Here is a 22,993-nt window from a genome sequence, read left to right as displayed (position 1 = left end):
CGGCGCCCGTCGGCGCCGTGTACTGTGCGCCCCTAGACTAGAGCGCATCCGAGCGAAGTGGATACCTGTTCGCGTCAGGAACACGCGTCAAAAAAGCCCGTTCCGATCCATCTCTATCGGAACGGAAATGACCGTGGTGCTCTGCTTCACTCGGAGGACGCGAAGCGCGCCGATCTTGCCCGCGCATCCAGGCTGGAGCGCTGGGTACCGAAATGGCGGGCGGCGTCGTGAGCCTCAAAATCCCGCGACGCTGCCGTGCAGATCGTATTGGTCGGCGCGCTCGATCTTCGCAGTGACGATCTCGCCGACACGCAACGGGCGGCGGCTCGTCAGATACACCGCGCCGTCGATCTCCGGCGCATCCGCCTTGGAGCGGCCCTTGGCCACCGTCGGACCGACCTCGTCGATGATGATCTGCTGGCGGGTGCCGACCTTGCGCTTCAGCCGGCGCGCTGAGATCTTCTGCTGCCGCGCCATCAGCGCATTGTAGCGCTCCTGCTTGACCTCAGCGGGAACGGCACCTTCGAGCGCATTCGACGTGGCCCCCGCAACCGGCTCGTATTTGAAGCAGCCGAGGCGATCGATCTCGGCTTCATCGAGCCAGTCGAGCAGATAGGCAAAATCGGCATCGGTCTCGCCGGGGAAGCCGACGATGAAGGTCGAGCGCAGCGCGAGGTCGGGGCATTCCTCGCGCCAGCGCTTGATGCGCGCCAGCGTCTTGTCCTGCGCGGCCGGGCGCTTCATCGCCTTCAGCACCCCGGGGCTCGCATGCTGGAACGGGATGTCGAGATAGGGCAGCACCTTCCCCTCGTTCATCAGCGCGATGACCTCGTCGACATGCGGGTAGGGATAGACATATTGCAGCCGGACCCAGGCGCCGAGTTCGCCGAGCTCGCGCGCGAGGTCGAGGAATCTGGCGCGGACCTGACGATCCTTCCACGGGCTCTCGGCGTATTTGAGATCGAAGCCATAGGCCGAGGTGTCTTGCGAGATCACCAGCAGCTCCTTGACGCCGGCGCCGACCAGGCGCTCGGCCTCGCGCAGCACGTCATTGGCCGGACGCGAGACCAGATCGCCACGCAGCTTCGGGATGATGCAGAAGGTGCAGCGGTTGTTGCAGCCCTCGGAGATCTTCAAATAGGCGTAGTGGCGCGGCGTCAGCTTGATGCCCTGCGGCGGCACCAGGTCGAGATGCGGATTGTGCGCCGGCGGCAGCGCGCGATGCACGGCATCGAGCACGCTCTCATATTGCTGCGGTCCGGTGATCGAGAGCACGCCGGGATAGGCTTCCTCGATCTGCTCGGGCTCGGCGCCCATGCAGCCGGTGACGATCACCTTGCCGTTCTCGGCCATGGCCTCGCCGATCGCCGACAGCGATTCCTGCTTGGCACTGTCGAGGAACCCGCACGTGTTGACGATGACGATGTCGGCGCCGTCATGCTTGCGGGCGAGCTCGTATCCCTCGGCGCGCAGCCGCGTGATGATGCGCTCGGAATCCACCAATGCCTTGGGACACCCGAGTGATGTGAATGATATACGCGGCGCTCTTTCCATGTAATCGCCTGGAACCTGGATCTGAGTTGTTCGGATATGCGATCCAACTAATTGACCCGATGGCGAAATTCAATAACTAACGTGCGCGGCGCTGAAGAAGTATTCCCGCTATCATAAGGCGATCGGCCGGCAATTGAGAAGGTATGGACTGACTGAGGGCTCCTGACGCGGAAGCTCGTTCGAGATGAATTGCTCGAACCTGCACTTTTTAGTGGTTATTCTGTTGTTGCTTGATTCCACGGAGCTTAGCTGTGATGCGCCGTTTCATCTTCGACATGGCTTTCGTTACCGTTTTCTATGGCGCGATGTTTCCGGCGCGAGCTGAAGTCGACAAGATCATCCATGTCTGCGATCGGCAAGAACGATTGTGCCCGGAATTCAGGCCACGCGTGAAAGCACCTGATGGGTGGGCGAGGGACGAGGCCGCGAGTCTCAAGTACGGCGCCTCGATGTTCGTGCCTAACGGGAAGAAATTCGGCAAAGCCGATGCAATCATCTATGCCGAAGGCCGCTACAACAAGGATCGGACCGAATTGGTTCAATGGGTCGCAGCCAGCGATCGGGATTGGACGATGACATCCGGCGAGAATGCCAAGATCACCACGCTTCCCTCGGTCAACCCCAAGGTCATTATCAATCGCTACGATAATCCGTCCCTGAAAGATCAGCCGATCGAGGTGATCGCGCATTACGCCGATCTCGACAAGGACGGCAATTCTTATGTCGTGCGGCTAGCGGTCTCCGGCCTCAACGAGACGGCGGTGCTGGCTACCGTGCCACTTCTCGACAAGATGATCATTGGCGCGAAGGTTCCGTGAGAGCAAAAGCCCCGATGTTCGCTCCGGCTTTACCACCGGTAATGCGCCGATTGACCACGTGAGTTTTGCTTCGCATCCGAAAGCCGAAATCTCGGCTTAACGGCTCCGAAATTTACATTCGTTGTCTCAGCGACACCCGAGCGACACGAAGCTGACCTTGGGTGCAGCCGTCTGATCCATATCCAAATCTGCCTGATTGACGGGCTTGAGCTAGTCCCAATTGCCCATAATTACAATCCTTTGCATGGCCGTCCGGCATGCTATGGATGAATCGCCGGGTGGTGAGTGAGCTATGAGCGCCGAACAGTCGCCTAAAATCGTGATTGTCGACGAGAGCCCGATCCGGGCCGCGATCCTGGAGGAGGGGTTGCGGGAGGCCGGATTCACGCAGATCGTCCATATCCGCGAGATGCAGAGCCTGCTCGCCCGTATTTATGCGGTGGACCCCGACATCATCCTGATCGATCTGGAGAACCCCAGCCGCGACGTGCTGGAGGCGATGTTCCAGGTCAGCCGCGCCGTGAAGCGGCCGATCGCGATGTTCGTCGACCAGAGCGATTCATCCTCGATCCAGGCCTCCGTGGAGGCAGGGGTGTCCGCCTACATCGTCGACGGGCTGAAGAAGGAGCGCATCAAGCCGATCCTCGACCTCTGCGTGTCGCGCTTCAACGCTTTCGCAAAACTCCAGGAGGAGCTGGAGCGGACCAAGTCGCAGCTCGAGGACCGCAAGATCATCGAGAAGGCCAAGGGCATCCTGATGAAGGTCAAGGGCCTCACCGAGGACGAGGCCTATGTGCTGCTGCGCTCCACCGCGATGCGCGAGAAGAAGAAAATCGGCGAGATCGCGCAGTCGATCATCACCGCCTCGGAGATGCTGAAATGACCGCTCCGCTTCGCATCGGTTTCATCCCGCTGGTCGACGCCGCCGCCCTGATCATCGCCGTCGACAAGGGATTTGCCGCAGCCGAAGGGCTCGAGGTCGAGCTCGTGCGCGAGGTGTCCTGGTCCAACGTTCGCGACAAGCTGAACATCGGCCTGTTCGACGCGGCGCATCTGTTGGCGCCGGTGGCAATCGCGTCCTCGCTCGGGCTCGGTCACGTCAAGGTACCGATCGCAGCACCCTTCAACCTCGGCATCAACGGCAATGCGATCACGGTGTCGCCGGCGCTGCATGCCGCGCTGATGGAGGAGATCGACGGCGACCGTTTCGATCCGATGGCCACCGCGAAAGCGCTGGCCAAGGTCGTTGCCAGGCGGCGCAGGGAAGGGGCCGATCCGCTGACCTTCGGCATGACCTTCCCGTTCTCGACCCACAATTACCAGCTGCGGTTCTGGATGGCGACCGCCGGCGTCGATCCCGACGAGGACGTGCGCCTGGTGGTGCTGCCGCCGCCTTACATGGTGGACAGCATCAAGAACGGCCACGTCGATGGGTTCTGTGTCGGCGCGCCCTGGAATTCGATCGCCGTCGATCTCGGCATCGGCCACATCTTGCATTTCGTCTCCGACATCCTGGTGCATGCCGCAGAGAAGGTGCTGGCGGTTCGAAAGGTCTGGGCCGACAAGCAGCCGGACGTGGTCGCTAGCCTGGTGCGCGCGGCGGTGAAGGCAGCAGAGTTCATCGAGCAGCCTGCAAATCTGGCCGAGGTCGCGCAGCTCCTCGCTCAGCCAGAGCGGATCGGTGTCGATGCTGAGGTGATCCAGCGTTCGCTTATCGGGCGCCTGAAGATCTCGCCCGACGGCGCGGTGCGCGAGAGCGAACGCTATCTGCTGGTCGGACGCGAAGGCGCAGGGCGCCCGGACCCGGTCCAGGCCGCCTGGCTCTATGCGCAGATGGTGCGCTGGGGGCAGACGGCGCTGAGCCCCGACGCGCTCAAGACGGCCATGGCCGTATTCCGGCCGGACCTGTACGACGCCGCTTTAGGGCGGAGCGGGGGCGGTCAGGCCAGCACCCCATTCGGCGCCTTTGCCGGACCGCGTTTCGATGTCGCTGATCTCGGCGGCTACTTGGCCTCATTTGAAGTCGGCCGGCGGGCTCCGTAGTCCTGCTCAAATCTTAATCAGAGCGATTCGAAGCTTAATTTTTGGGCTATTGCTGCCCGAAGTAGCATGAACCTCAATCCACTTCATGCATTGCACACAAATCTAAATCACTGATTTCATGCGGCTTTGCAGTCTATGCTGCGTTGGCACACTCCTTGAATAGATGAGCCCAAGCCGCCTGGCGTGGGCGCCGGCGGCTCCAAGTCCATGGTGGATTTCCGCAGCAACGAAGCTGATCGGATCGTTCCGGGTTCCGGCTGGGCGCTTATGCGCCTCCAACCGGCTCCCAGCGATCAACGTCCGTTCAACCCGTTGACGCCGCCTTTCGTGCGGCAAGCTGGAGCTACGATATGGATTACGCGAAACCCTCCGACGTTGTGGCCTCGATGGTCGATGCCAGCCTGAAGAAGCTGGCGCTTGCCCCCCGCGACATTCTGATCCGCGGCGCGATCTCCGGCGCACTGCTCGGCGCCGCCACCACGCTCGCCTTCAGCGGGGCGATCACGACGGGCCAGCCTCTCGTCGGCGCGCTGATCTTTCCCGTCAGCCTCGTGATGATCGTTCTGCTGGGCCTCGAGCTCGTTACTGGCAGCTTCGCCATCGTTCCGCTTGCCCGCCTCGAAGGCAAGGCGAGCTGGAATGCGGTCATCGCCAACTGGTCCTGGGTCTTCGTCGCCAACCTGCTCGGCAGCCTCGCCGTCGGCGCCCTGATCGCGATCTCGCTCACCAACATGGGCAAGCTCGAAGTTACCGGCGTCGCCGCGCGCATCGTCGCGGTTGCCGAGGCAAAGACAATCGGCAACGCCGCGATCGGCACCGCCGGCATGGTCTCCGTCTTCGTCAAGGCGGTCCTCTGCAACTGGCTGGTCTGCCTCGGCGTCGTGATGGCGATGACCTCGACCTCCACGGTCGGCAAGATCGCGGCGACCTGGCTGCCGATCTTCCTGTTCTTCGCGCTCGGTTACGAGCATGCCGTCGTCAATATGTTCGTGATCCCGACCGGCATGATGCTCGGCGCCAAGGTCAGCGTCTCCGACTGGTGGCTGTGGAATCAGATCCCCGTGACGCTCGGCAATCTCGTCGGTGGCTTCGTCTTCACCGGCCTCGCGCTCTACGTGACGTACAAGCCCGCAAAGCCGGCGGCCGAAATGGCGCAGGTCGCGATCCAGGCAGCAGAGTAGGTCCATTCCGCCCATGAAACTCGATGCAGCACCCACGGCCGATTTCTCCGACGAGCAGAAGCGCTATCTCGAAGGTTTCATGTCCGGCATGCAGGTCGGACGTGTCGGGCGCGCCTTTGCAGCCGGCGGCGCGCCTGCGGCCAATGCTCCATCCGAGCCGACGGGGCCGGATGCCGCAGCGATCAAGGCGCAGGACAAGCTCACGGCGGCGGGCAAGAAGCTCGCCGACCAGGAGAAGTTCAAGCGCGAGATGCATCCGTTCGATGCCTATGATCGGTTGAAGGACCAGGCGCGCAACAACGCCAATCCGACGCCGGCGGACAATTTCCGCTGGCGCTATTACGGCATCTTCTGGGTGGCGCCGGCGCAGACCTCCTACATGGCCCGCCTGCGCATCCCCAACGGCATCCTGAAGCACTGGCAGATGTCGGGCTTGGCCGACATCGCCGAAAGCTGTGGCGGCGGCTACACCCACGTCACCACGCGCGCCAACTTCCAGATCCGCGAGATCGAACCGAAGAACGCGGTCGCGCTGATCGAGGGCGTCCAGGACATCGGCCTGTGCTCGCGCGGCGCAGGTGCCGACAACATCCGCAACGTCACGGGCACGCCGACGGCCGGCATCGATCCGCAGGAGCTGCTCGACACGCGCCCATATGCGCGCGAGTGGCACTACCACATCCTCAACGACCGCTCGCTGTTCGGCCTGCCGCGCAAGTTCAACGTTGCCTTCGACGGCGCCGGCAAGATCGCCGCGCTGGAGGAGACCAACGACATCGCCTTCACCGCGGTCGAGGTGAGGGACGGCCATGGCGTCGAGCCCGGTGTCTGGTTCAAGCTCGGCCTCGGCGGCATCACCGGCCACAAGGATTTTGCAAAATACTCCGGTATCGTCGTTCGCCCCGAGGACGCGACCGCGGTTGCCGATGCCATTGTGCGCGTCTTCATCGAGCACGGCGATCGCACCAACCGCAACAAGGCGCGGCTGAAATACGTGCTCGACAATATGGGGCACGACGGCTTCCTCAAGCTGGTCGAGGAGCGGCTCAAGAAGCCGTTCGCACGCGTGCCGGCCGAGGCGCTTCTGCCGCGCCCCGTGTCCGATCGCATGGCCCATATCGGCGTGCACAGGCAGAAGCAGGCCGGGCTCAACTGGGTCGGCGTGGCGCTGCCGGTCGGAAAGCTCACTTGCGAGCAGATGCGGGGCATCGCGAAGATCGCGCAGGATCTCGGCGACGGCGATATCCGTCTGACGGTTTGGCAGAACCTCTTGATCTCCGGCGTGCGTAACGAGAGCGTCGCGCTCGTCACCGCGGCGATCGAGAAGCTCGGCCTCGCCACTGAAGTCTCGAACGTCCGCGCCGGCCTGATCGCCTGCACCGGCAATGCCGGCTGCAAGTTCGCGGCCTCCGACACCAAGCGCCATGCCGCCGCGATCGGCGACTGGTGCGACGAGCGCGTCAATCTCGATACGCCGCTCAACATCCATCTGACCGGCTGCCATCACTCCTGCGCGCAGCATTACATCTCCGACATCGGCCTGATCGCGGCCAAGGTGCCGGGTGCGACGGAGGATGACCAGGTCGAGGGCTATCACCTCTTTACCGGGGGCGGCTTCGGTCCCGATGCCGAGATCGGGCAGGAGGTGTTCCACGATGTGAAGGCCGAGGATGTGCCGAAGACCGTCGAGGGGCTTTTGAAGGCCTATCTCGCCAACCGCGCCTCGCCCGAAGAGCCATTCCTGACCTTCTCCCGTCGCCATCACGGGGAAGCCCTGCGCAAACTCGCCGAACCGGAAGTCACAGCATGACCCAGATGTCCATGCCTCCCAAGATCGAGATCATCCCGGCCAATGCCCCGTTCAGCGAAGGCCAGCGGCTGTGGCTGAACGGGTTTCTCGTCGGCATGCTCGGCCTCGACGGCTCGACGGCGCTGTCGCCGATCGAGAACGGCGCCATGCTGGCGCCGCAGGGCGACGGCGATGACGGGGAGGCACCCTGGCACGATCCGGCGATGGTGATTGCCGACCGCATGAAGCTTGCCGAGGGACGTCCGCTCCGACGCCGCATGATGGCGGCGATGGCGCAGCAGGATTGCGGCCAGTGCGGCTACAATTGCGCCGACTATTCGGACTCGATCGCCAACAAGAGCGAAGCCCGCCTCAACCTCTGCGCCCCCGGCGGCAAGGAGACGGCGCGGATGCTCAAGCAGCTCTTCGAGGAGATCGACAAGGCGCCGGCTGCGAAGCCTGCGGCAGGGGCGGCTCCGGCCGTAAGCGTACCGGCGGCGCCAGAGGTGAAGGCCGAACTCGGCCGCGCCCGCGAAAAACCGGTTGAAGCCACCTTCCTGTCGCGGCGCCTGCTCAACAAGGGGGCTTCCGAGAAGGAGACCTATCACGTCGAGTTCGATCTGTCCGACAGCAAGCTCGACTATGTCGTCGGCGACTCCTTTGGCGTGTTCGCGCGCAACGATCTCGGCCTCGTCGACCAGATCATCGCGCTGCTCGGCGCCTCTCACACCACCAAAATCAACAACAAGACGCTGCGCGAGTCGCTGGTCGAGGACGTCTCGCTGTCACCGGCGCCCGACAAGCTGTTCGAGCTGCTCTCCTTCATTACCGGCGGCGCGCAGCGCGAGAAGGCGCGAGCGCTGGCGCAAGGCGAGGATCCCGATGGCGATGCCGCAGCGCTCGACGTGATGGCCGCGCTGCAGAAATTTTCGGGCACACGGCCGCATCCCGAAGCCTTCGTCGAGGCGCTGGAGCCGCTCCAGCCGCGGCTCTACTCGATCTCGTCGTCGCACAATGCGACACCCGGCAAGCTCTCGCTCACGGTCGATTCCGTGCGCTACGTCGTCGGCAAGCGCAAGCGTCTCGGCGTCGCCTCGACCTTCCTCGGCGAGCGCATCAACGAGGGCGACAAGCTCAAGGTCTATGTGCAGAAGGCGCACGGTTTCGGCCTGCCGGAGGATCCGAAGATTCCGGTCATCATGATCGGTCCCGGCACCGGCATTGCGCCGTTCCGCGCCTTCCTGCTCGACCGCAAGGCGACCGGCGCGCAAGGCAAGAACTGGCTGTTCTTCGGCCATCAGCGCAGCGATTGCGATTTCTTCTATCGCGACGAGCTCAACGCGATGAAGACCTCAGGCCTTCTGACGCGGCTGTCGCTGGCCTGGTCGCGCGACGGCGAGAAGAAGTTTTACGTGCAGGATCGTATGCGCGAGCTCGGCCGCGAGGTCTGGACGTGGCTTGCCGAGGGCGCCCATCTCTACGTCTGCGGCGATGCCAAGCGCATGGCCAAGGACGTCGAGCGGGCGCTGGTCGACATCGTCGCCCAGTTCGGTGCCCGCTCCACCGACGAGGCTGTCAGTTTTGTCGCTGATCTCAAGAAGAAGGGCCGCTTCCAGGCTGACGTCTACTAAGGCTCAGCGAGAGCTCCATGAATCGCCGGCGCCGCGCGGGGCGCCGGCGGTCGCGTTCTACTGTGCATGGGGTTGTTTTCGCGATTTGAGTTGGACGGCCTGACGCGCTGTCATCCCAGCGTCATCCGGCAGGTTCCAGCTGGCTCGGAATTTAACGAATAAGATTCTCGGAACCGGGGGGTGAAGAGAATTTGCGCCTGCGATGCGCGGCCTTCAGAGAAGGGCATCGCTATTTCCGTGAGCGTCTTGCCCGCCACCCCGGTCGATCCCTCATAATCCCGCAAATGGGGCGTTGGAGATCGACCATGCGCGAACTATCGGCGGAAGCCAGGCTGCACTTCTACGCGCGCTCGCTCTCGCGTCGGACCGTGGCGAACGCCCATCACCTCGGGCTCTACAGCGCCTTCGCCGTCATCGCCGCGATCGTGTTAGGCACATTGTCCGTGCATCCGTTCTGACGGGGCTTCGCAGCTCTCGTAGGGTGGGCAAAGGCGCGCTCTTCGCGCGTCGTGCCCACCATCTTTCAACAGACGAGATCGACGTGGTGGGCACGCTTCGCTTTGCCCACCCTACCGGTACCGAACCTGCCTCATCCGCGCTTGAACGGCGCGACCTCGATCCCCGCATCCTTCAATGCCTGGCGCAAGCCGCGCGCGATATCGACGGCGCCGTGCGTGTCGCCATGGATGCACACCGTGTCCGTGCGCATCCTGATGACCTTGCCCGTCACCGACACCACCGCGCCGTCCTGCACCATACGCACCACGCGATCGGCAATCGCCTTGGCATCGTGCAGCACCGCGCCGGGCTTCTTGCGCGAGACCAGGTTGCCGTCGTCCTCGTAGGCGCGGTCGGCGAACACCTCATGCACCATCGGCAGGTTTGCCTCTTCGCCGGCCTTCACCAATTTCGAATTGGCGAGCACGACAAAGATCAAACTGGGATCGACCGCCTTGATGCCGGCGGCGATGGCCTTCGCCGTCATGTCGTCCTCGCAGGCGACGTTGGAGAGCGCGCCATGCGCTTTCACATGCGTCACCTTGTGACCGGCCGCCGTCGCGATCGCCTGCAGCGCGCCGATCTGGTAGGCGACGAGGTTCTCGATCTCAGATGACTTCAGGCCCGCGATCGGGTGGCGGCCAAAACCGTGCAGGTCGCGATAGCCGGGATGCGCGCCGACCGAGACGCCGCGCGCTTTCGCCAGTTCCACCGTCCGCCGCATGATGTCGGGATCGCCGGCATGGAAGCCGCAGGCGATGTTGACCGAGCTTGCGAGATCAATCATCGCGGCGTCGTTGCCCATCTCCCACGCGCCAAAACCTTCGCCGAGGTCGCAATTGAGATCAATCGTCTTCATGGCTTGCTCTCCGCCTTTGGTCTTGTTGTTTACGGCTCCGCCGTCACCTGCCAGGTCCCGGCATCCATCGCACTCACCGCATAGCCCGCGACGTTGGCATCGCTCAGTGCCTCGATGTTGAGTTCGACCGTGTCGGACGAGCGCAGGCGATCGGGCAGGGTGCGGATCAGCTGTTGATACTTGCGCGCCTCGTCCTGCGCCTCGGCCATGGTGACGGCCTTGAAGCGGAACGTCGTGCCTGCCGAGGTCTGGGCGAGGCGGCCGACATCGGCCGTGATCACGGTTGCGATCTTCGGATAGCCGCCGGAAGTGCCGCGGTCCATCATCAGCGCGATCGGCGAACCGTTGCCGGGCACCTGGATGCTACCGTTGACAGTGCCGTCGGAGACGATGTTGTGGCCGTGCAGATGCTTGATCGCGGGGCCTTCGAGCCGGTAGCCCATGCGGTCGGAGGTCGCCGAGATCTTCCACTCGCTGTCGAGGAACAGCGCCTTGTTGGCGTCGTCGAACTCGTCGTCCTGCGGCCCCAGCACGACGCGGATTGGACCGCTCGCAGGCTTCGGCAATTCGATCCGCAGTTCCGGCGCGCCGCTCGCGGCATCGACCGTGAACTCGTCGCCGGCCTGGAGCGGACGCGGGTAGGGGCTGCCGAGTCCCGCGCGGGCATTCACCGCGAGGCTGCCGAACACCGGCTCGCCCTTGATGGCGCCTTCGATCGCGAGATAGGTGAACGCACCGCCACGGGCAAAACCCAGCGTCAGCGTCTCGCCATCCTTGAGCGTGATGGATGTGTCCATGGCCACCGGCCGCCCCGCGATGTCGGCATTGCGCGGCGCGCCCGCGATGGCGACGCGCACGGCGCCGTCCTTGGCGGCGAACGTCGCGCCGAACGGACCGATCTCGACTGCGGCCGCGAACGGCTCATTGCCGACGAGCGTGTTTGCGGCCGCCAGCGCCAGCCGGTCCATGGCGCCGCTCGGCGTCAGCCCATAGCGCTGCGCGCCGTGGCGTCCGCCGTCCTGGACGGAGCTTGCAGGCCCGACGCTGGCGACGATGAGCCGGCTCATGCGATCACCTGCTCGGCGATGATCTCGCCGGCCTCGGCGGCGCGGTCTTGTTCGTCGAACGTCTTGTGGTCGATGGCAAAGAACGTCACGCGATCACCGGGTTCGGTAAGGAAGGTCGGATTCCGGTGGAGCTGATAGGTTCTGACAGGCGTACGGCCAAGCAGGTGCCATCCGCTCGGCGCGGCCAGGCACTGGATGCCCGCCTGGATGCCGCCGATCGAGATCGTGCCGGCGGGCGTGAACAGCCGCGGGCTCTGCCGTCGCGACATGTGCAGCGATTTGTCGAGGCCGCTCAGATACGACCAGCCCGGCGTGAAGCCGATCATGGCGACGCGGTAGTTGCCACCGACGTGACGGGCGACGATGTCGTCGGGCGTGGTGTTCAGCGCCTTCGCGACATCCTCCAGATCAATGCCGTGTTCGCCGCCATAGGCGACCGGAATGCGCCAGCGCCGCGCCTTGGTCGACGGCGGCGGCTTCTGGCAGGCGATCGCGAGCAGTTTTTCGCCGAGGGCGTCGAACCCGATCTTGCCGGGATCGTAATGCACCAGCAGCGAGCGATAGGTCGGGATGGTCTCGGACATGCCCCCGATGGGCGTGGCGGCAAGCGCCTTGTCGAGCGCGAGCACGCGCTCGTTGGCGGCGTCGTCGATGGTGCGGCTGAACTCGACCGTGACGGCGCTGTCGCCACTGGGCAGAAGGCGGGGCGGGGGAAGCGTCGCGGCCATGAGCTGTCGAAATCGGGCCTTTGGAAAAGCGCGGGCTCGGCCTTGAGTTCCGCGTCGCCCCTGCTTCGCGTAAATGCGCCCGCAAGTCCAATAAATTAATGCTGGGGCAAGCGATAAAGCCTTGTTATCGCGGCCCATAACTGCCCTGCAGGCCCGCGTTCTTGTCAGGGCTTTGGCCCTTGACGGCAAGCCCCCGGCTCGCAAGATGCGCGCGTTCTTTCCCGCCCATCCGGAGCTCGTCTGTTTCCATGTCGCTGTCCCCCGAAGCCCGCAAGACCCTCGCCGGCATCACCACTGCCACCATCACCACGGTCCTGCTGAAGAAGGGCCTGCGCAATGTGTGGATGCGCGGCGCGCGTCCGCTGCGTCCGGGCCTGCCGCGCCTGGTGGGACCGGCCTTCACGCTGCGCTTCGTGCCGGCACGCGAGGATCTGGCGACGCCGGAATCCTGGTCGTCGCCGATCTCGACCCGCACCGCGATCGAGGCGATGCCGGAAGGCTGCATTGCCGTGGTCGACGCCATGGGCATCACCGACGCCGGCATCTTCGGCGACATCCTCTGCGCCCGTATGATGAAGCGCGGCGTCACCGCGCTTGTCACCGATGGCGTCGTCCGTGACGTCGAGGGCGTGCTCGGCACCAATTTGCCGGTGTGGTGCGACGGCTATGCCGCGCCGCCGTCGGTCGCGGGCCTCACCTTCGTCGGCTGGGGCGAGCCGATCGGCTGCGGCGGCGTCGCCGTGTTCCCGAACGACATCGTGGTCGCCGACCAGGACGGCTGCGTACTGATCCCGCAGGCGATGCTCGAGCACGTGCTCAATGAAGGCGTCGAGCAGGAGCGGATGGAAGCCTGGATCGTCAACGAGGTGAACAACGGCGCAGTGCTGCCGGGCCTCTATCCCATGAACGCCGAGACCAAGGCGCGTTACGCCGCCAGCAAGAAGTAACAGGAAACGAGGTACCCCATGGACATCACGCTCGCAGGCACGCGGCCGACCCGCCGTGCGCCCAAGGAACACTTCACCGGCACCGTGCTGCAGGATCCTATCAACATGGCGCCCGCGCCGGCGCGGTTGAACGTCTCGCGCGTCTCGTTCGAGCCGGGCGCCCGCACCAACTGGCACCACCATCCGCTCGGGCAGACGCTCTACGTGATTTCGGGCGTCGGCCGCGTCCAGACCAAGGGCGGCACGGTCCAGGAAATCCGCCCCGGCGACACCGTCTGGATCCCGCCGGGTGAAGTGCACTGGCACGGCGCCTCGCCAGGCAACAGCATGTGCCACATCGCCATGCAGGAAGCGCTCGACGGCGTGTTCTCGACCTGGCTCGAGCCGGTGACGGACGCCGAGTACGGCGCGGCGATCGGCTAACGCAGACTGCTTACATCCGCTCCGCCGTCCACGTGCCCGAGCACATGGCGCCACGCCATGTGGCCGTCATCGCCGACAAGCTGCTCGCCATCGGGGCGGATCCCGTGTTGGTCGCGCGCGAAGTCCGTAAGCTCGAGGTGAGGCTGCAGGCCTACCACGCGGCGGCGCGCCTGGCGGAGGCGCGCGCCGCAGCCGCCGCGCTCTGGCCGGAGCCAGCCGCCGGCATTGTCGCCGTGGCTTTGGCCGCCGCTCTCACAATTGCGGAGCCATGCCGATGCCGCGCGCGGCAGGCACGTCGACGACAGACAAACCGGCTTGTGAAGCATATCAGACGCCCGATCGATCGGTCGACCGCGCTGGCCGGCATTTCGTAAGCCTCAGGCGGCTCCGCGAAGCGCTAGCGCAAGCTGAAGGCCGAACAGCCTGCTCGCGTTTGCCGATGAAAGCCAGCTGAGGGCCGCGTGGCGCCTCGCCTGAGGGCGGCGAGCGCCGCCTGGCAAGTGGGGGGAAGTGGCTATCTTGTCATGCGCGCTCAACGCTGGCAGGATTAGGCTACCGTCTGTCCGTTTGGAAATTTTGCCAATTGGGGGAAATACCATGAGCTCAAAGCTTTTGATGCTAGCGACTGTTCTAGCGCTCGGTACTGCAGTCGCATCGCCTGGCGTTAGTTACGCCGACACGATCACCTACACCGTCAACGACGGCCTTGACACGGGCGTAGGATTTTTCACCTCGCCGCTCAGCGGTTACGACAATACCAGCCCTCACTTGGTCGATCAGTTTAACCCCGCGCTTGGCACTTTAAATTCCGTCAACGTCAGCTTGGCGTTTAACACCGCCAATCTGCAAGCACAGGCGGACACCGCCGGGACGGCGACGCTTTACCGGACGACCATTGTGGGCCTCGGTCCCGTTTCATTCCCATCGTACACGTCACTGCTTGCGGTGACGAGCAGCGATGTATTTTCTTTTGATACCTCGCCCGTCACCTCTGTATTGGCGGGCGGATCAGGAAGTGGCAGCGTTTCAAGTTCGCTTCTTTCTTCGTTCATAGGAACGGGGCAGATTTCGACGTACGGGCTTCTTCTTCAGAGCGTAAGCGTCAGCAACAATCGAGGCCTATACGATAGCGACGGATATGGTTTCACGTATTCGATAAGCTACGACTACACTCCGACCGTTGCCGGAGCAGTTCCGGAGCCTTCGACTTGGGCGATGCTGACGCTGGGCTTCGCAGGTGTGGGCTTCATGGCCTATCGCCGCAAAGACAAGTTGGCACCGAACGCCGTCTGATCTGAACCAGTGGTGACCCAAGTTGAAGAGGCCGCCTCAATTGGCGGCCTTTTTGTTCGTCCCCGATGCTGTGATGTTTGGCGTGCAGCGCGGTCGGGTCTCCGGTCAGATCTTCGACATAGTCGTCGATCGCGTCGAGCAGTGGGCGCGCGCGTGGCCGAGCGTCCCGTTTACGAATGAACTAGCGGCGGAGCCGATCCAACTCGACGAGCTCTGCCTCAACCTCCTCTTTCGCCCGCGACTCCTCGGCGCGCTGGTGCATCCCGTTCTTCGTGCCAGGCCTTCGCGGCCGCGCGGTTGTCTGCCTTGGTCATGGCAGCTACATTTAAGCATCATGCTGTAGTATCTAAAGTTTTTCTGCTGTCCAAGTCCCATTGCACATGGCGCCACGCCATGTGCCGGAGCCTGAGGTGCCGCTGAGCCGGCCGAAGCCGACGGCGCGCTTGATGCCCGTGCTCAGGGTGACGTTGATGGCACCGGCATCCGCGACGCGGCCCGACGCCGTCACCGCGGCGCTGCTCGAGGCGATCTGACCGTTGCTGATGCCGATCGCGACGGTTGCGCCATTGGCGCAGGTTTCGCTCGACGACGAGATGCGGACATTCCATGCGCCGTCGAACGTCGAGCCCGCGGCATTCGCCTGCGTGAGCGGGAAGGCGATGGCGATAATGGTGGCGAAGAGACTCTTGCGAAATCCGTTCATGACACGCCACTTGGGGTTAACCATGCGCGGATCGTGTCACGGGCGCGGAACCGACGATGTGATGGCTGTCACGCGCGCGAGGTTCTCTGTGAGGTGACGCACATCCAACCACATTGCAGGCAAAAGCAAGGGGCGCCCGGGGTCCCTTGTCTCTCTCGAAAATACGGTACGAGCCTAGTTCACACGCGTCCAGGTCTGGCCGCCGCAGAACATGCCGCCGAAGGCGCAGCCTTGCACGCGAAGCCGGTCGGTGCCCTTCAACGTGACCGTGGAATCGTAGGTCGAGCCGGTATTGGGATCGAGGATGCGGCCGGACCATTTCTGGTCCTTGCCGGGCTTCATGTTGATCAAAACCTGTTCGCCGTTCTGGTTCGATTTGCTGTCGACCGAATAGCCGCAGAGGTTATTGCCGCACTGCTCGATGCGGACCTTGCCTTCCTTCTCCTCGGTGAGCCAGACGCCGAGCGGTGAATTGAGATCGCGCGCCGGAGCTGCTGCCGGAACTGGCGGTGCGACGGCGGCGGCCTGAACCGGCGCAGGTGGCGGAGGCGATGCTGGAGGTGCGGCAGCCACGGTCGGAGCGGGCGGAGGCGGTGCGGGTGGTACCGCGGCCACCGTCGGAGCCGCGGCTGGAGTCGGTTGAGGCGGCGGCACCATCGCATCTTCGGTCGGCGCGTTGTTTGCCGTGGCGGCCGGAGTTGCCGGCGGGGCGGCAGGCGCCACGGCCGCGGGACCTTGGACCGGGGCCTGCTCAGCCGCCGGAGGCGCGGCGACAGGAGCGGGGGCCGGCTCGAGAGCAGCCGGTGCTTGCGGATCGACCTTGGCCTGTTGCGGGGCCTGCTGGTCAGGCTTGGTGTCGTTCTTCTTGGCCTTCCTGGTCTTGCCCTGGCCGGTGTTGTCGTACACGCCGGGAATCTGCACCGTGCCGCGGTCTGGATCGATGCGGATGGTGCGCCCGCCATATTCGAAGGTGTACTGCGCCTGCGCAGCAGTGCTCGCCAGCAAAAGGAATGCGGCCGTGGCCAACAGCTTCCTCATTTCCATCTCCCGAACAGGTGGTCCCTGCACCGACGCTTACGCCCCGGTCCGATCGCGAAAAGTGATCTAGATCACTGTCACCGTATGAGTCGTGCCCCGGCGGTTCCCGGTTCAATAGACCGGGAGCCAGTCCAAAGTTTGGCCAGGGCAAGCGACAGGAGGACGCGGGTCAGTCGAACCAGGCGGCGTAGATTTTCTTGTAGCTGCCGTCCTCCATGGAGATGTGCAGCCACTGGTCGACGAAGGCCTTCAGCGCCGTGTCGCGCTGGAGCCAGTAGGCTTTCTCCGAGAAGTCGAACGGTTTTTCGGGATGCACCGCGCAGAGCACGCCGGAGTGCTGCTTCTGCTGGTAGCGGGTCTCGGAGGCGTCCGTCATCATCAGATCGGCGTTGCCCTTGGCGATCTCGTCGAAGATCGCGGTGTTGTCGGGGAAGACGGTGATGTCGGCGTCCTTGACGTTGGCGCGCGCAAAACGCTCGTTGGTGCCGCCGGGATTGACGATGACGCGGGTGCCCTTCTTGTCGATGTCGGAAATGCTCTGGTACTTGCCGACGTCGGCACAGCGCGCGATCGGCGTCTTACCCTCGCGCATGATCGGCATCGAGAAGAAGCCCTTCTTCTGGCGGTCGAGCGTGACCGACACGCCGCCCATCGCGATATCGAACTGGTCGGCTTCAAAGTCCTTCATCAGCTTCGGCCATGCCGTCGGCACGAATTCGACCTTGACGCCGAGCGCCTTGCCAAGCGCCTCCGCCATGTCGACGTCGAAACCAGAGAACTGCTGCGTGGCCTTGTCCAGATAGGTGAAGGGCTTGTAGTCGCCGGTCATGCCGACGCGCAGAGTGCCCCGCTTGATGATCTCGTCGAGGCGCGAGGGGGCCGCCTGCTGCGCGTGAGCCGAAAGATTTGCCAGCAACATCACGGCCAAAGCCGCCAGGATTCGAACGGTTATTCGAACGATCATCTCTTTTCCACCGATGCCCGAGCTGTCATTGTGCAGCTCTTGAGACGTGGATTTAGACCAGATGCCAGTTTCTGGCGAGACGGAATTGAAGGGAATCTTGAAGTGACCATCTCGATGTACGAGGCCTCGGTGGGCCTCTTCGTGCCTTACCTGCGCAACCTGTCCGTCCTGCTCGACAAGGGCGTTGCCTATGCCGAGACCCGCAAGTTCAATCCGGCGGTCCTGCTCGGCATGCGCATGGCGCCGAACATGTACGATCTGGCGCAGCAGGTCGGCGAGGCCTGCCGCCACGCCACCGTCGCCCCCGCCCTGCTGGCGCAGTGCGAGCCGGTCGCGCTGCCGCCGCTGGAGCACGACATGGCCGGGCTTCAGGCGCGGATCGCGACGTCAATCGAATTCATTGAAAGCCTGCCGCGCGCCGAGGTCGATGCGGCTGCGGAGCTGAAGGTGTTCTTCAGGCTCAAGAATGGGACCGAACTGCCCTTTACCGGGCGGACGCTGCTGCTCACCAACAGCGTCCCGCAATTCTTCTTTCACGTTACGACCGCGTACGATTTGTTGCGGCACGCGGGCGTCGAGCTCGTGAAGAAGGATTTTCTGGGGAGGAAGTAATTGGCGGGCTCTATGCTCACCTCTCCCCGACGGGGAGAGGTCGGATTGCGCTTGGCGATGCGAAGCATCGTCCAGTGCAATCCGGGTGAGGGGCCGCGCCATCCAGTGAGACTTTACCCCCTCACCCGGATCGCATCTTCGATGCGCTCCGACCTCTCCCTTCGGGAGAGGTGCACGGAGAGACGGTCGCAAGTAGCCTCAAGCCTCGCCCTTGCGCTCGTAGTCGGCGAGCGAGCTGCGGCCGGCGATCTCGCTGCGCAGCAGCTCGAAGCGCCGATGCGCCTCGTTCTCGTGTTCGTCAACGAAATGCACGGCGGCCTCGCTGGTCATGGGGCCGCTGACCACGGGGGCGGACTGCTCGCCGATGGTCTCGTGCACATAGTACTGGCCGTCGTCGCCGCGATGGACCGTCCATTTCAGGCGGATCGCCACCATCGGCCCGGGACCGACCTTGCTGTAGCCGTCGGCGTCGATGTGATGATCGGGCACCAGCGGCTGCTCCTCGACCATCGGGTGCTCGTCGGAGGCGTGATGCTCGTCTGCGACCGCATAGTCATCGGTAGCCACCGTCTCCGTCTCGGTGTCGCGGATGACGAGAACGGGCTCGGGGTGCTCCAAAATGCTGGCGATGGTTGCCAGCGCGTGGTCGGTCGGGTCGATCTCTGACAAGGGGTCCATCCTCCAGCTCGACGCGGCCGGCAAGTCTGTCCCACTGCCGCCGCGGCCGGATACATTACGCGGATTTGATTAAGGCTGAGTTGGGGCCCGATCTGTACCAAAATGGGACGCATTCTGGCCGAAGGCGGGCAGACGATCCGCCCGCCATTCGGTTTTTCAGCCCAGCACGTCCTGATTGATGATGTTCTGCCGGATGGGATCGCCGTCCAGCACACTCAGGATGTTGCGCGCGGTTTGCTCGCTCATGCGGCTCACGGCCTCGACCGTCACGCCCGCCACGTGCGGGGCCATGATGACGTTGGGAAGCGCGAACAGCGCATTGCTGACCGGCGGCGGTTCGACTTCGAACACGTCGATACCGGCGCCGGCGAGCTTTCCGGAAGTCAGCGCATCGTACAGCGCGGCCTCCTTCACGATGCCGCCGCGGGCAGTGTTGATGAGATAGGACTTCGCCTTCATCCGGCCGATACGCGCGGCATCGAACAGGCCGATGGTCTCCGGCGTCTTCGGGCAGTGGATGGTGACGAAGTCGGCATTGGGCAGCGCCGCGTCGAGATCGGCGACCGCCTCGCAGCCGGCGGCCTTGATGTCGGCGGCGGGCTTGTAGGGGTCATAGACCTGCACCTTCATTTCCATCGCCTGGCAGCGCTTGGCGGTGCGGGTGCCGATGCGGCCGAAGCCGATGATCAGCACGGTCTTGCCGTAGAGGTCGAACGGCAGCATGCCGAGCCGGTTGGCCCATTGGCCGTCCTTGACGCAGGCATGCATCTCATTGGCGCGCTTGGCCAGCATCAGCATCATGAACAGCGCCTGCTCGGCGACCGAGGGCGAATTCGCGCTGCCCGCGACCATCAGCGGCACCTTACGGCGGGAGAGGGCGGGCACGTCGACGGCGTCGTAGCCGACGCCGATGCGGGTCACCACCTTCATGTCCTTCGATGCTTCGAGCTCGGTCTCGCCGAAGGCGGTTGCCCCGAGCGCCACGCCGTGGACCGGCGCATGGCTCTTCAGCAGGGCCTCGAAGTCCTTGGCGGAGATCAGGTTCGGAAACTCGACGAGCTCGATATCGTCCCGCCGGGTGAGGAGGGCGCGTGCCCCTTGCGACAAAGTTTGTGTAACGAAAATCTTCTTCTTGTTGGTCGCCATCGCTCCCTGCCTGCTAGCGTTTCTTAAGGCCGGCCTCACAACACGACGCCGGTCTCCTCGTTTAGCAGGTGCATATTGTTGAGGTCCATCGCCAAACGCATGGGAGCCCCGTCCCTGGCGCCGGCATTGGGATCGACGCGGCCGCAGACGGGCGTGTCCTCAAGTCCGAAATAGACCAGGGTCTCCATTCCCATCGGCTCGGTGACATCGAGCACGGTATCGAAGGTCTCGACGCCCGGTCCGAGGTGCGCGTGCGCCTCGGTGAGATGCTCGGGGCGGATACCGAGCAGCAGTCTGTCGGTGCGCGGCAGCCCGTTGTAGCGCGCGGCACGGGCGGGCGGCAGAGCAAAGGCGATGCGGTCGGTCAGGCGGATCTGGAGCGTGCCACCGGCATCCTCCAGCCGGCACGGGATGAAATTCATCGCGGGCGAGCCAATGAAGCCTGCGACGAAGCGTGTCGCCGGCTTGTGGTAGAGCTCGTTCGGCGTGCCGATCTGCTCGATCCGACCCTTGTTCATCACCACCACGCGGTCGGCCAGCGTCATCGCCTCGACCTGGTCGTGGGTGACGTAGACGGTCGTGGTGCGCACCTTCTGGTGCACCTTTTTGATCTCGATCCGCATCTGCACGCGCAGCTTGGCGTCGAGATTGGATAGCGGCTCGTCGAACAAAAACACCTTCGGATTGCGCACGATGGCGCGTCCCATGGCGACGCGCTGGCGCTGGCCGCCGGAAAGTTGCTTTGGCTTGCGGTCGATCAGGTCGGTGATGTCGAGGAGACGGGCCGCTTCCGTCACCCGCGCCTTGATCTCGGCCTTCGGATAATGCTTCAGCCGCAGCCCGAACGACATGTTCTCGGCGACCGTCATGTGCGGGTAGAGCGCGTAGTTCTGGAACACCATGGCGATGTCGCGGTCCTTCGGCGGCACGTCGTTGACGACGTCGCCCCCGATCGTGATGTCGCCGTCGCTGATGTCCTCCAGCCCTGCGATCATGCGCAGCGTGGTCGACTTGCCGCAGCCGGACGGCCCGACCAGCACGATGAACTCATGGTCGGCGATATCAAGGTCGATGCCGCGCACCGCTTCGACATCGTCATAACGCTTGATCACCTTGCGCAGGGAAACGTCGGCCATGAGAGATCAACCCTTTGTCGCGCCAGCGGTCAGGCCGGCAATGTAGTAGTCCATCAGGAAGGCGTAGATGACGAGCGGCGGCGCCGCGCCGAGCAGCGCGCCGGTCATGATCTGACCCCAGTTGAAGACGTCGCCCTTGATCAGCGTCGTGGTGATGCCGACCGGCAGCACGAGTTGGTCCACCGACGTCGTGAACACCAGGGGATAGAGGAACTGGGCCCAGGACACCGTGAAGGCGAAGATGGTCGCTGCGATCAGCCCGGGCAGGGCCACCGGAATGAAGATCCGCAGCAGGGTCTGGAGCCAGGAGGCGCCGTCGATGATTGCGGCCTCATCGAGCTCCTTCGGGATCGAGGCGAAATAGCCGATCATGATCCAGGTGCAGAACGGCACCGTCAGCGTCGGATAGATGAACACCAGCACATACCAGCGGTTCAGTAGCGTAATGCCGGTGAACTCCTGGATCACCGCCAGCATCTTGAACAGCGGAATGAACAGAAGGCTGTCAGGGATCAGGTAGGTGAGGAAGACGCCGGTCGCGAGCGTCGCCGAGCCCCAGAACTTCATCCGCGCCAGCGCGAACGCCGCGGGAATGCTGATCAGCATCGTCACGATCACCACCACGATCGAGATGATCGACGAGTTCCAGAAGAAGCGCAGGAACTGGTTCGAGGTCAACAGCTCGACATAGTTCGACAGGGTGGGATGAAACACCCACCATGGATTGGTCGCCGCCGAAATCTCCGCGCTGCTCTTGAGCGAGGTGATCAGCATGTAGACCGGCGGCGTCAGGAAGAAGATCGCAAACAGCACCAGGAAGAAATAGGACCAGCGCAGCGCCCAGGTGCGGTCGCGGCTCATGCTGCCGAGTTTGCGGGTTGGTCCGGCCTTGTCGATTGCCAGCGTGCTCATCAGGCTTCGTTCCCACGTTTATTGACATCGCGCAGGATGAAGACCGCGGCGACAGCGAGGATCGGCACCATGAACAGCGAGACGCAGGCGCCGAGCGGAATGTCGCTGCTCTGGATGCCGACCTGGAACGCCCAGGTGGCGAACAGCTGGGTCCGGTCCAGCGGACCGCCGGACGTGAGGATTCGCACGATGTCGAAATTGGCGAACGTCACGATCAGCGAGAACAGCGTGGTGATGGCGATGATGTTGCGCATCATCGGCAGCGTGACGTACCACATCTTCTGCCACCAATTCGCGCCGTCGATCGCTGCGGCCTCGTAGAGCTGATCGGGCACCGATTTCAGCGCGGCCAGGTACATGATCAGGAAGAACGGCGCGCCGTACCAGACGTTGACGAGGATGACGGAGAAGCGCGCCCAGAAGGTGTCGCCGAGCCAGGGAATCGGGCCGACGCCGAAGAAGGAGAGCGTATAGTTGAAGGCGCTGTAGGAGGGATCGAACAGCCACAGCCAGGCCAGCGTGCTCATCGCCGGCGGAATCACCCAGGGCACCAGCAGCATGCCGCGCCATTTGCGCTGCTTCTTGCCGGGAATGTTGTGAACGAAATGCGCGACGATGAAGCCGATCAGCGCCTTGAAGACCACGGCGGTGATCGCAAAGATGCAGGACTGCTTCACCACCATCCAGAACGTCTCGCGCTTGAACAGGAAGGTGAAATTGCCGAGGCCGACGAATTTCGTCATCGCCTTGTTCAGCGTCGCCAGATAGAGCGAATAGAAGGCGGGATAGAGCACGAGCAGCGCGATCAGCAGGATCAGCGGCAACGTCAGGAAGAGCGCCACGGTCGATTTCCGACCCAGCACATTGCGCAGGCCCGCAGCTTTTCGCGGGCGCGTGCTGCGGACGAGGCGACCTTGCTCAACGACGACGTCGGCCATGGGGCGAACTCTCTGACGGAAGATTCAGGAAGGAA

Annotated in this window: 24 protein-coding genes and 1 pseudogene; 13 read left to right on the top strand and 12 right to left on the bottom strand. The window is 63.8% G+C overall.

From position 1 onward, the window contains the following. Nucleotides 1-234: 234 nt before the first annotated feature. The gene (rimO, locus tag YUA_RS0142850; protein WP_027536158.1) at nucleotides 235-1,554 is read right to left on the bottom strand and encodes a 30S ribosomal protein S12 methylthiotransferase RimO; all 1,320 of its coding nucleotides are present in this window, start codon (nucleotides 1,552-1,554) and stop codon (nucleotides 235-237) included. Nucleotides 1,555-1,808: 254 nt separating this feature from the next. Here rimO and YUA_RS0142845 point away from each other — a divergent pair, with 254 nt between their 5' ends. The 7 genes from YUA_RS0142845 to YUA_RS49655 all read left to right on the top strand — a co-directional run bounded on the left by YUA_RS0142845 (nucleotide 1,809) and on the right by YUA_RS49655 (nucleotide 9,474). After that, the gene (locus tag YUA_RS0142845; RefSeq protein WP_027536157.1) at nucleotides 1,809-2,372 is read left to right on the top strand and encodes a hypothetical protein; all 564 of its coding nucleotides are present in this window, start codon (nucleotides 1,809-1,811) and stop codon (nucleotides 2,370-2,372) included. A gap of 292 nt (nucleotides 2,373-2,664) precedes the next feature. Beyond that, complete coding sequence (locus YUA_RS0142840) at nucleotides 2,665-3,255, top strand: ANTAR domain-containing response regulator (RefSeq protein WP_027536156.1); 591 nt, start codon at nucleotides 2,665-2,667, stop codon at nucleotides 3,253-3,255. After that, a complete protein-coding gene (locus tag YUA_RS0142835) occupies nucleotides 3,252-4,415 on the top strand; it encodes a CmpA/NrtA family ABC transporter substrate-binding protein (protein WP_027536155.1) in 1,164 nt (387 codons plus the stop codon). Before YUA_RS0142840 ends, YUA_RS0142835 begins: the two co-directional genes overlap by 4 nt. Nucleotides 4,416-4,765: 350 nt before the next feature. Beyond that, the gene (locus YUA_RS0142830) at nucleotides 4,766-5,596 is read left to right on the top strand and encodes a formate/nitrite transporter family protein (RefSeq protein WP_027536154.1); all 831 of its coding nucleotides are present in this window, start codon (nucleotides 4,766-4,768) and stop codon (nucleotides 5,594-5,596) included. Nucleotides 5,597-5,609: 13 nt separating this feature from the next. Next, a complete protein-coding gene (locus tag YUA_RS0142825; RefSeq protein WP_027536153.1) occupies nucleotides 5,610-7,406 on the top strand; it encodes a NirA family protein in 1,797 nt (598 codons plus the stop codon). After that, nucleotides 7,403-9,016 carry a sulfite reductase subunit alpha gene (locus tag YUA_RS0142820; protein WP_027536152.1) on the top strand — a complete coding sequence of 538 codons (1,614 nt, stop codon included), beginning with the start codon at nucleotides 7,403-7,405 and terminating at the stop codon, nucleotides 9,014-9,016. Before YUA_RS0142825 ends, YUA_RS0142820 begins: the two co-directional genes overlap by 4 nt. Nucleotides 9,017-9,321: 305 nt before the next feature. Beyond that, nucleotides 9,322-9,474: a hypothetical protein gene (locus YUA_RS49655; RefSeq protein WP_198029604.1), complete on the top strand. Its 153-nt coding sequence runs from the start codon at nucleotides 9,322-9,324 to the stop codon at nucleotides 9,472-9,474. 131 nt (nucleotides 9,475-9,605) lie between these two features. Here YUA_RS49655 and YUA_RS0142810 read toward each other — a convergent pair whose 3' ends face one another. From YUA_RS0142810 to pxpB, 3 genes are read right to left on the bottom strand one after another with little or no spacing between them, the layout of a single operon-like run. After that, entirely contained in the window at nucleotides 9,606-10,373 is a 768-nt protein-coding gene (locus YUA_RS0142810; protein WP_027536151.1) for a LamB/YcsF family protein, read from the bottom strand. A 29-nt stretch (nucleotides 10,374-10,402) separates the two neighbouring features. Continuing rightward, nucleotides 10,403-11,440 carry a biotin-dependent carboxyltransferase family protein gene (locus tag YUA_RS0142805; RefSeq protein WP_027536150.1) on the bottom strand — a complete coding sequence of 346 codons (1,038 nt, stop codon included), beginning with the start codon at nucleotides 11,438-11,440 and terminating at the stop codon, nucleotides 10,403-10,405. Continuing rightward, nucleotides 11,437-12,168, bottom strand: coding sequence for a 5-oxoprolinase subunit PxpB (gene pxpB / locus YUA_RS0142800; protein ID WP_027536149.1), 732 nt, complete (start codon nucleotides 12,166-12,168; stop codon nucleotides 11,437-11,439). The genes YUA_RS0142805 and pxpB overlap by 4 nt, the downstream gene beginning before the upstream one ends. Nucleotides 12,169-12,416: 248 nt before the next feature. Here pxpB and YUA_RS0142795 point away from each other — a divergent pair, with 248 nt between their 5' ends. From YUA_RS0142795 to YUA_RS0142775, 5 genes and pseudogenes are all read left to right on the top strand, one after another. Beyond that, nucleotides 12,417-13,115 (top strand): ribonuclease activity regulator RraA, encoded by a 699-nt coding sequence (locus YUA_RS0142795; protein WP_027536148.1) that lies wholly within the window; start codon nucleotides 12,417-12,419, stop codon nucleotides 13,113-13,115. An 18-nt stretch (nucleotides 13,116-13,133) separates the two neighbouring features. Then, the gene (locus YUA_RS0142790; protein WP_027536147.1) at nucleotides 13,134-13,538 is read left to right on the top strand and encodes a cupin domain-containing protein; all 405 of its coding nucleotides are present in this window, start codon (nucleotides 13,134-13,136) and stop codon (nucleotides 13,536-13,538) included. A 59-nt stretch (nucleotides 13,539-13,597) separates the two neighbouring features. Further along, entirely contained in the window at nucleotides 13,598-13,912 is a 315-nt protein-coding gene (locus YUA_RS0142785) for a hypothetical protein (RefSeq protein WP_156947629.1), read from the top strand. Nucleotides 13,913-14,720: 808 nt separating this feature from the next. Beyond that, a pseudogene (locus YUA_RS52895) lies at nucleotides 14,721-14,831 on the top strand (PEPxxWA-CTERM sorting domain-containing protein); the annotation flags it as partial. A gap of 40 nt (nucleotides 14,832-14,871) precedes the next feature. Further along, nucleotides 14,872-15,174: a hypothetical protein gene (locus tag YUA_RS0142775; protein WP_156947628.1), complete on the top strand. Its 303-nt coding sequence runs from the start codon at nucleotides 14,872-14,874 to the stop codon at nucleotides 15,172-15,174. A 3-nt stretch (nucleotides 15,175-15,177) separates the two neighbouring features. On the opposite strand, the gene YUA_RS0142770 is transcribed toward YUA_RS0142775, so the two are convergent. The 3 genes from YUA_RS0142770 to YUA_RS0142760 form a co-directional block, all read right to left on the bottom strand. Continuing rightward, the gene (locus tag YUA_RS0142770; protein WP_245285402.1) at nucleotides 15,178-15,558 is read right to left on the bottom strand and encodes a hypothetical protein; all 381 of its coding nucleotides are present in this window, start codon (nucleotides 15,556-15,558) and stop codon (nucleotides 15,178-15,180) included. Nucleotides 15,559-15,708: 150 nt separating this feature from the next. Then, the gene (locus tag YUA_RS0142765) at nucleotides 15,709-16,572 is read right to left on the bottom strand and encodes a DUF2147 domain-containing protein (protein WP_027536142.1); all 864 of its coding nucleotides are present in this window, start codon (nucleotides 16,570-16,572) and stop codon (nucleotides 15,709-15,711) included. 169 nt (nucleotides 16,573-16,741) lie between these two features. Further along, nucleotides 16,742-17,536 carry a transporter substrate-binding domain-containing protein gene (locus YUA_RS0142760; RefSeq protein ID WP_035973172.1) on the bottom strand — a complete coding sequence of 265 codons (795 nt, stop codon included), beginning with the start codon at nucleotides 17,534-17,536 and terminating at the stop codon, nucleotides 16,742-16,744. A gap of 114 nt (nucleotides 17,537-17,650) precedes the next feature. Between YUA_RS0142760 and YUA_RS0142755 the strand changes: the two genes are divergently transcribed. Then, nucleotides 17,651-18,148, top strand: coding sequence for a DUF1993 family protein (locus tag YUA_RS0142755; protein WP_027536140.1), 498 nt, complete (start codon nucleotides 17,651-17,653; stop codon nucleotides 18,146-18,148). Between the two features lie 198 nt (nucleotides 18,149-18,346). Here the strand turns inward: YUA_RS0142755 and YUA_RS51455 are convergent, their stop codons facing one another. From YUA_RS51455 to YUA_RS0142730, 5 genes are all read right to left on the bottom strand, one after another. Beyond that, nucleotides 18,347-18,817: a hypothetical protein gene (locus YUA_RS51455; protein ID WP_027536139.1), complete on the bottom strand. Its 471-nt coding sequence runs from the start codon at nucleotides 18,815-18,817 to the stop codon at nucleotides 18,347-18,349. Between the two features lie 165 nt (nucleotides 18,818-18,982). Then, complete coding sequence (locus YUA_RS0142745; protein ID WP_027536138.1) at nucleotides 18,983-19,972, bottom strand: hydroxyacid dehydrogenase; 990 nt, start codon at nucleotides 19,970-19,972, stop codon at nucleotides 18,983-18,985. Between the two features lie 35 nt (nucleotides 19,973-20,007). Beyond that, nucleotides 20,008-21,108 carry an ABC transporter ATP-binding protein gene (locus tag YUA_RS0142740; protein ID WP_027536137.1) on the bottom strand — a complete coding sequence of 367 codons (1,101 nt, stop codon included), beginning with the start codon at nucleotides 21,106-21,108 and terminating at the stop codon, nucleotides 20,008-20,010. Between the two features lie 6 nt (nucleotides 21,109-21,114). Further along, on the bottom strand, nucleotides 21,115-22,020 hold the full coding sequence (locus YUA_RS0142735) for a carbohydrate ABC transporter permease (RefSeq protein ID WP_027536136.1): 906 nt from the start codon (nucleotides 22,018-22,020) through the stop codon (nucleotides 21,115-21,117). Further along, a complete protein-coding gene (locus YUA_RS0142730) occupies nucleotides 22,020-22,958 on the bottom strand; it encodes a carbohydrate ABC transporter permease (RefSeq protein WP_027536135.1) in 939 nt (312 codons plus the stop codon). The genes YUA_RS0142735 and YUA_RS0142730 overlap by 1 nt, the downstream gene beginning before the upstream one ends. Nucleotides 22,959-22,993 lie beyond the last annotated feature (35 nt).

The sequence above is a fragment of the Bradyrhizobium sp. WSM3983 genome, assembly GCF_000473045.1.
GTDB lineage: Bacteria > Pseudomonadota > Alphaproteobacteria > Rhizobiales > Xanthobacteraceae > Bradyrhizobium.
The sequence above is the reverse complement of the archived record's forward strand: the minus strand, read 5'-3'. Positions and strand labels throughout refer to the sequence as shown.

Excerpts from the sequence above, each read along its gene's own strand:
- YUA_RS0142745 (WP_027536138.1), bottom strand. The coding sequence starts at position 19,972 with ATGGCGACCAACAAGAAGAAGATTTTCGTTACACAAACTTTGTCGCAA.
- YUA_RS0142770 (WP_245285402.1), bottom strand. The coding sequence starts at position 15,558 with ATGGTTAACCCCAAGTGGCGTGTCATGAACGGATTTCGCAAGAGTCTC.
- YUA_RS0142790 (WP_027536147.1), top strand. The coding sequence starts at position 13,134 with ATGGACATCACGCTCGCAGGCACGCGGCCGACCCGCCGTGCGCCCAAG.
- YUA_RS0142755 (WP_027536140.1), top strand. The coding sequence starts at position 17,651 with ATGTACGAGGCCTCGGTGGGCCTCTTCGTGCCTTACCTGCGCAACCTG.
- YUA_RS0142795 (WP_027536148.1), top strand. The coding sequence starts at position 12,417 with ATGTCGCTGTCCCCCGAAGCCCGCAAGACCCTCGCCGGCATCACCACT.
- rimO (WP_027536158.1), bottom strand. The coding sequence starts at position 1,554 with ATGGAAAGAGCGCCGCGTATATCATTCACATCACTCGGGTGTCCCAAG.
- YUA_RS0142805 (WP_027536150.1), bottom strand. The coding sequence starts at position 11,440 with ATGAGCCGGCTCATCGTCGCCAGCGTCGGGCCTGCAAGCTCCGTCCAG.
- YUA_RS0142735 (WP_027536136.1), bottom strand. The coding sequence starts at position 22,020 with ATGAGCACGCTGGCAATCGACAAGGCCGGACCAACCCGCAAACTCGGC.
- YUA_RS0142740 (WP_027536137.1), bottom strand. The coding sequence starts at position 21,108 with ATGGCCGACGTTTCCCTGCGCAAGGTGATCAAGCGTTATGACGATGTC.
- YUA_RS0142835 (WP_027536155.1), top strand. The coding sequence starts at position 3,252 with ATGACCGCTCCGCTTCGCATCGGTTTCATCCCGCTGGTCGACGCCGCC.
- YUA_RS0142810 (WP_027536151.1), bottom strand. The coding sequence starts at position 10,373 with ATGAAGACGATTGATCTCAATTGCGACCTCGGCGAAGGTTTTGGCGCG.
- YUA_RS0142820 (WP_027536152.1), top strand. The coding sequence starts at position 7,403 with ATGACCCAGATGTCCATGCCTCCCAAGATCGAGATCATCCCGGCCAAT.
- YUA_RS0142825 (WP_027536153.1), top strand. The coding sequence starts at position 5,610 with ATGAAACTCGATGCAGCACCCACGGCCGATTTCTCCGACGAGCAGAAG.
- YUA_RS0142830 (WP_027536154.1), top strand. The coding sequence starts at position 4,766 with ATGGATTACGCGAAACCCTCCGACGTTGTGGCCTCGATGGTCGATGCC.
- YUA_RS49655 (WP_198029604.1), top strand. The coding sequence starts at position 9,322 with ATGCGCGAACTATCGGCGGAAGCCAGGCTGCACTTCTACGCGCGCTCG.
- YUA_RS0142730 (WP_027536135.1), bottom strand. The coding sequence starts at position 22,958 with ATGGCCGACGTCGTCGTTGAGCAAGGTCGCCTCGTCCGCAGCACGCGC.
- pxpB (WP_027536149.1), bottom strand. The coding sequence starts at position 12,168 with ATGGCCGCGACGCTTCCCCCGCCCCGCCTTCTGCCCAGTGGCGACAGC.
- YUA_RS0142845 (WP_027536157.1), top strand. The coding sequence starts at position 1,809 with ATGCGCCGTTTCATCTTCGACATGGCTTTCGTTACCGTTTTCTATGGC.
- YUA_RS0142760 (WP_035973172.1), bottom strand. The coding sequence starts at position 17,536 with ATGATCGTTCGAATAACCGTTCGAATCCTGGCGGCTTTGGCCGTGATG.
- YUA_RS0142840 (WP_027536156.1), top strand. The coding sequence starts at position 2,665 with ATGAGCGCCGAACAGTCGCCTAAAATCGTGATTGTCGACGAGAGCCCG.
- YUA_RS0142765 (WP_027536142.1), bottom strand. The coding sequence starts at position 16,572 with ATGAGGAAGCTGTTGGCCACGGCCGCATTCCTTTTGCTGGCGAGCACT.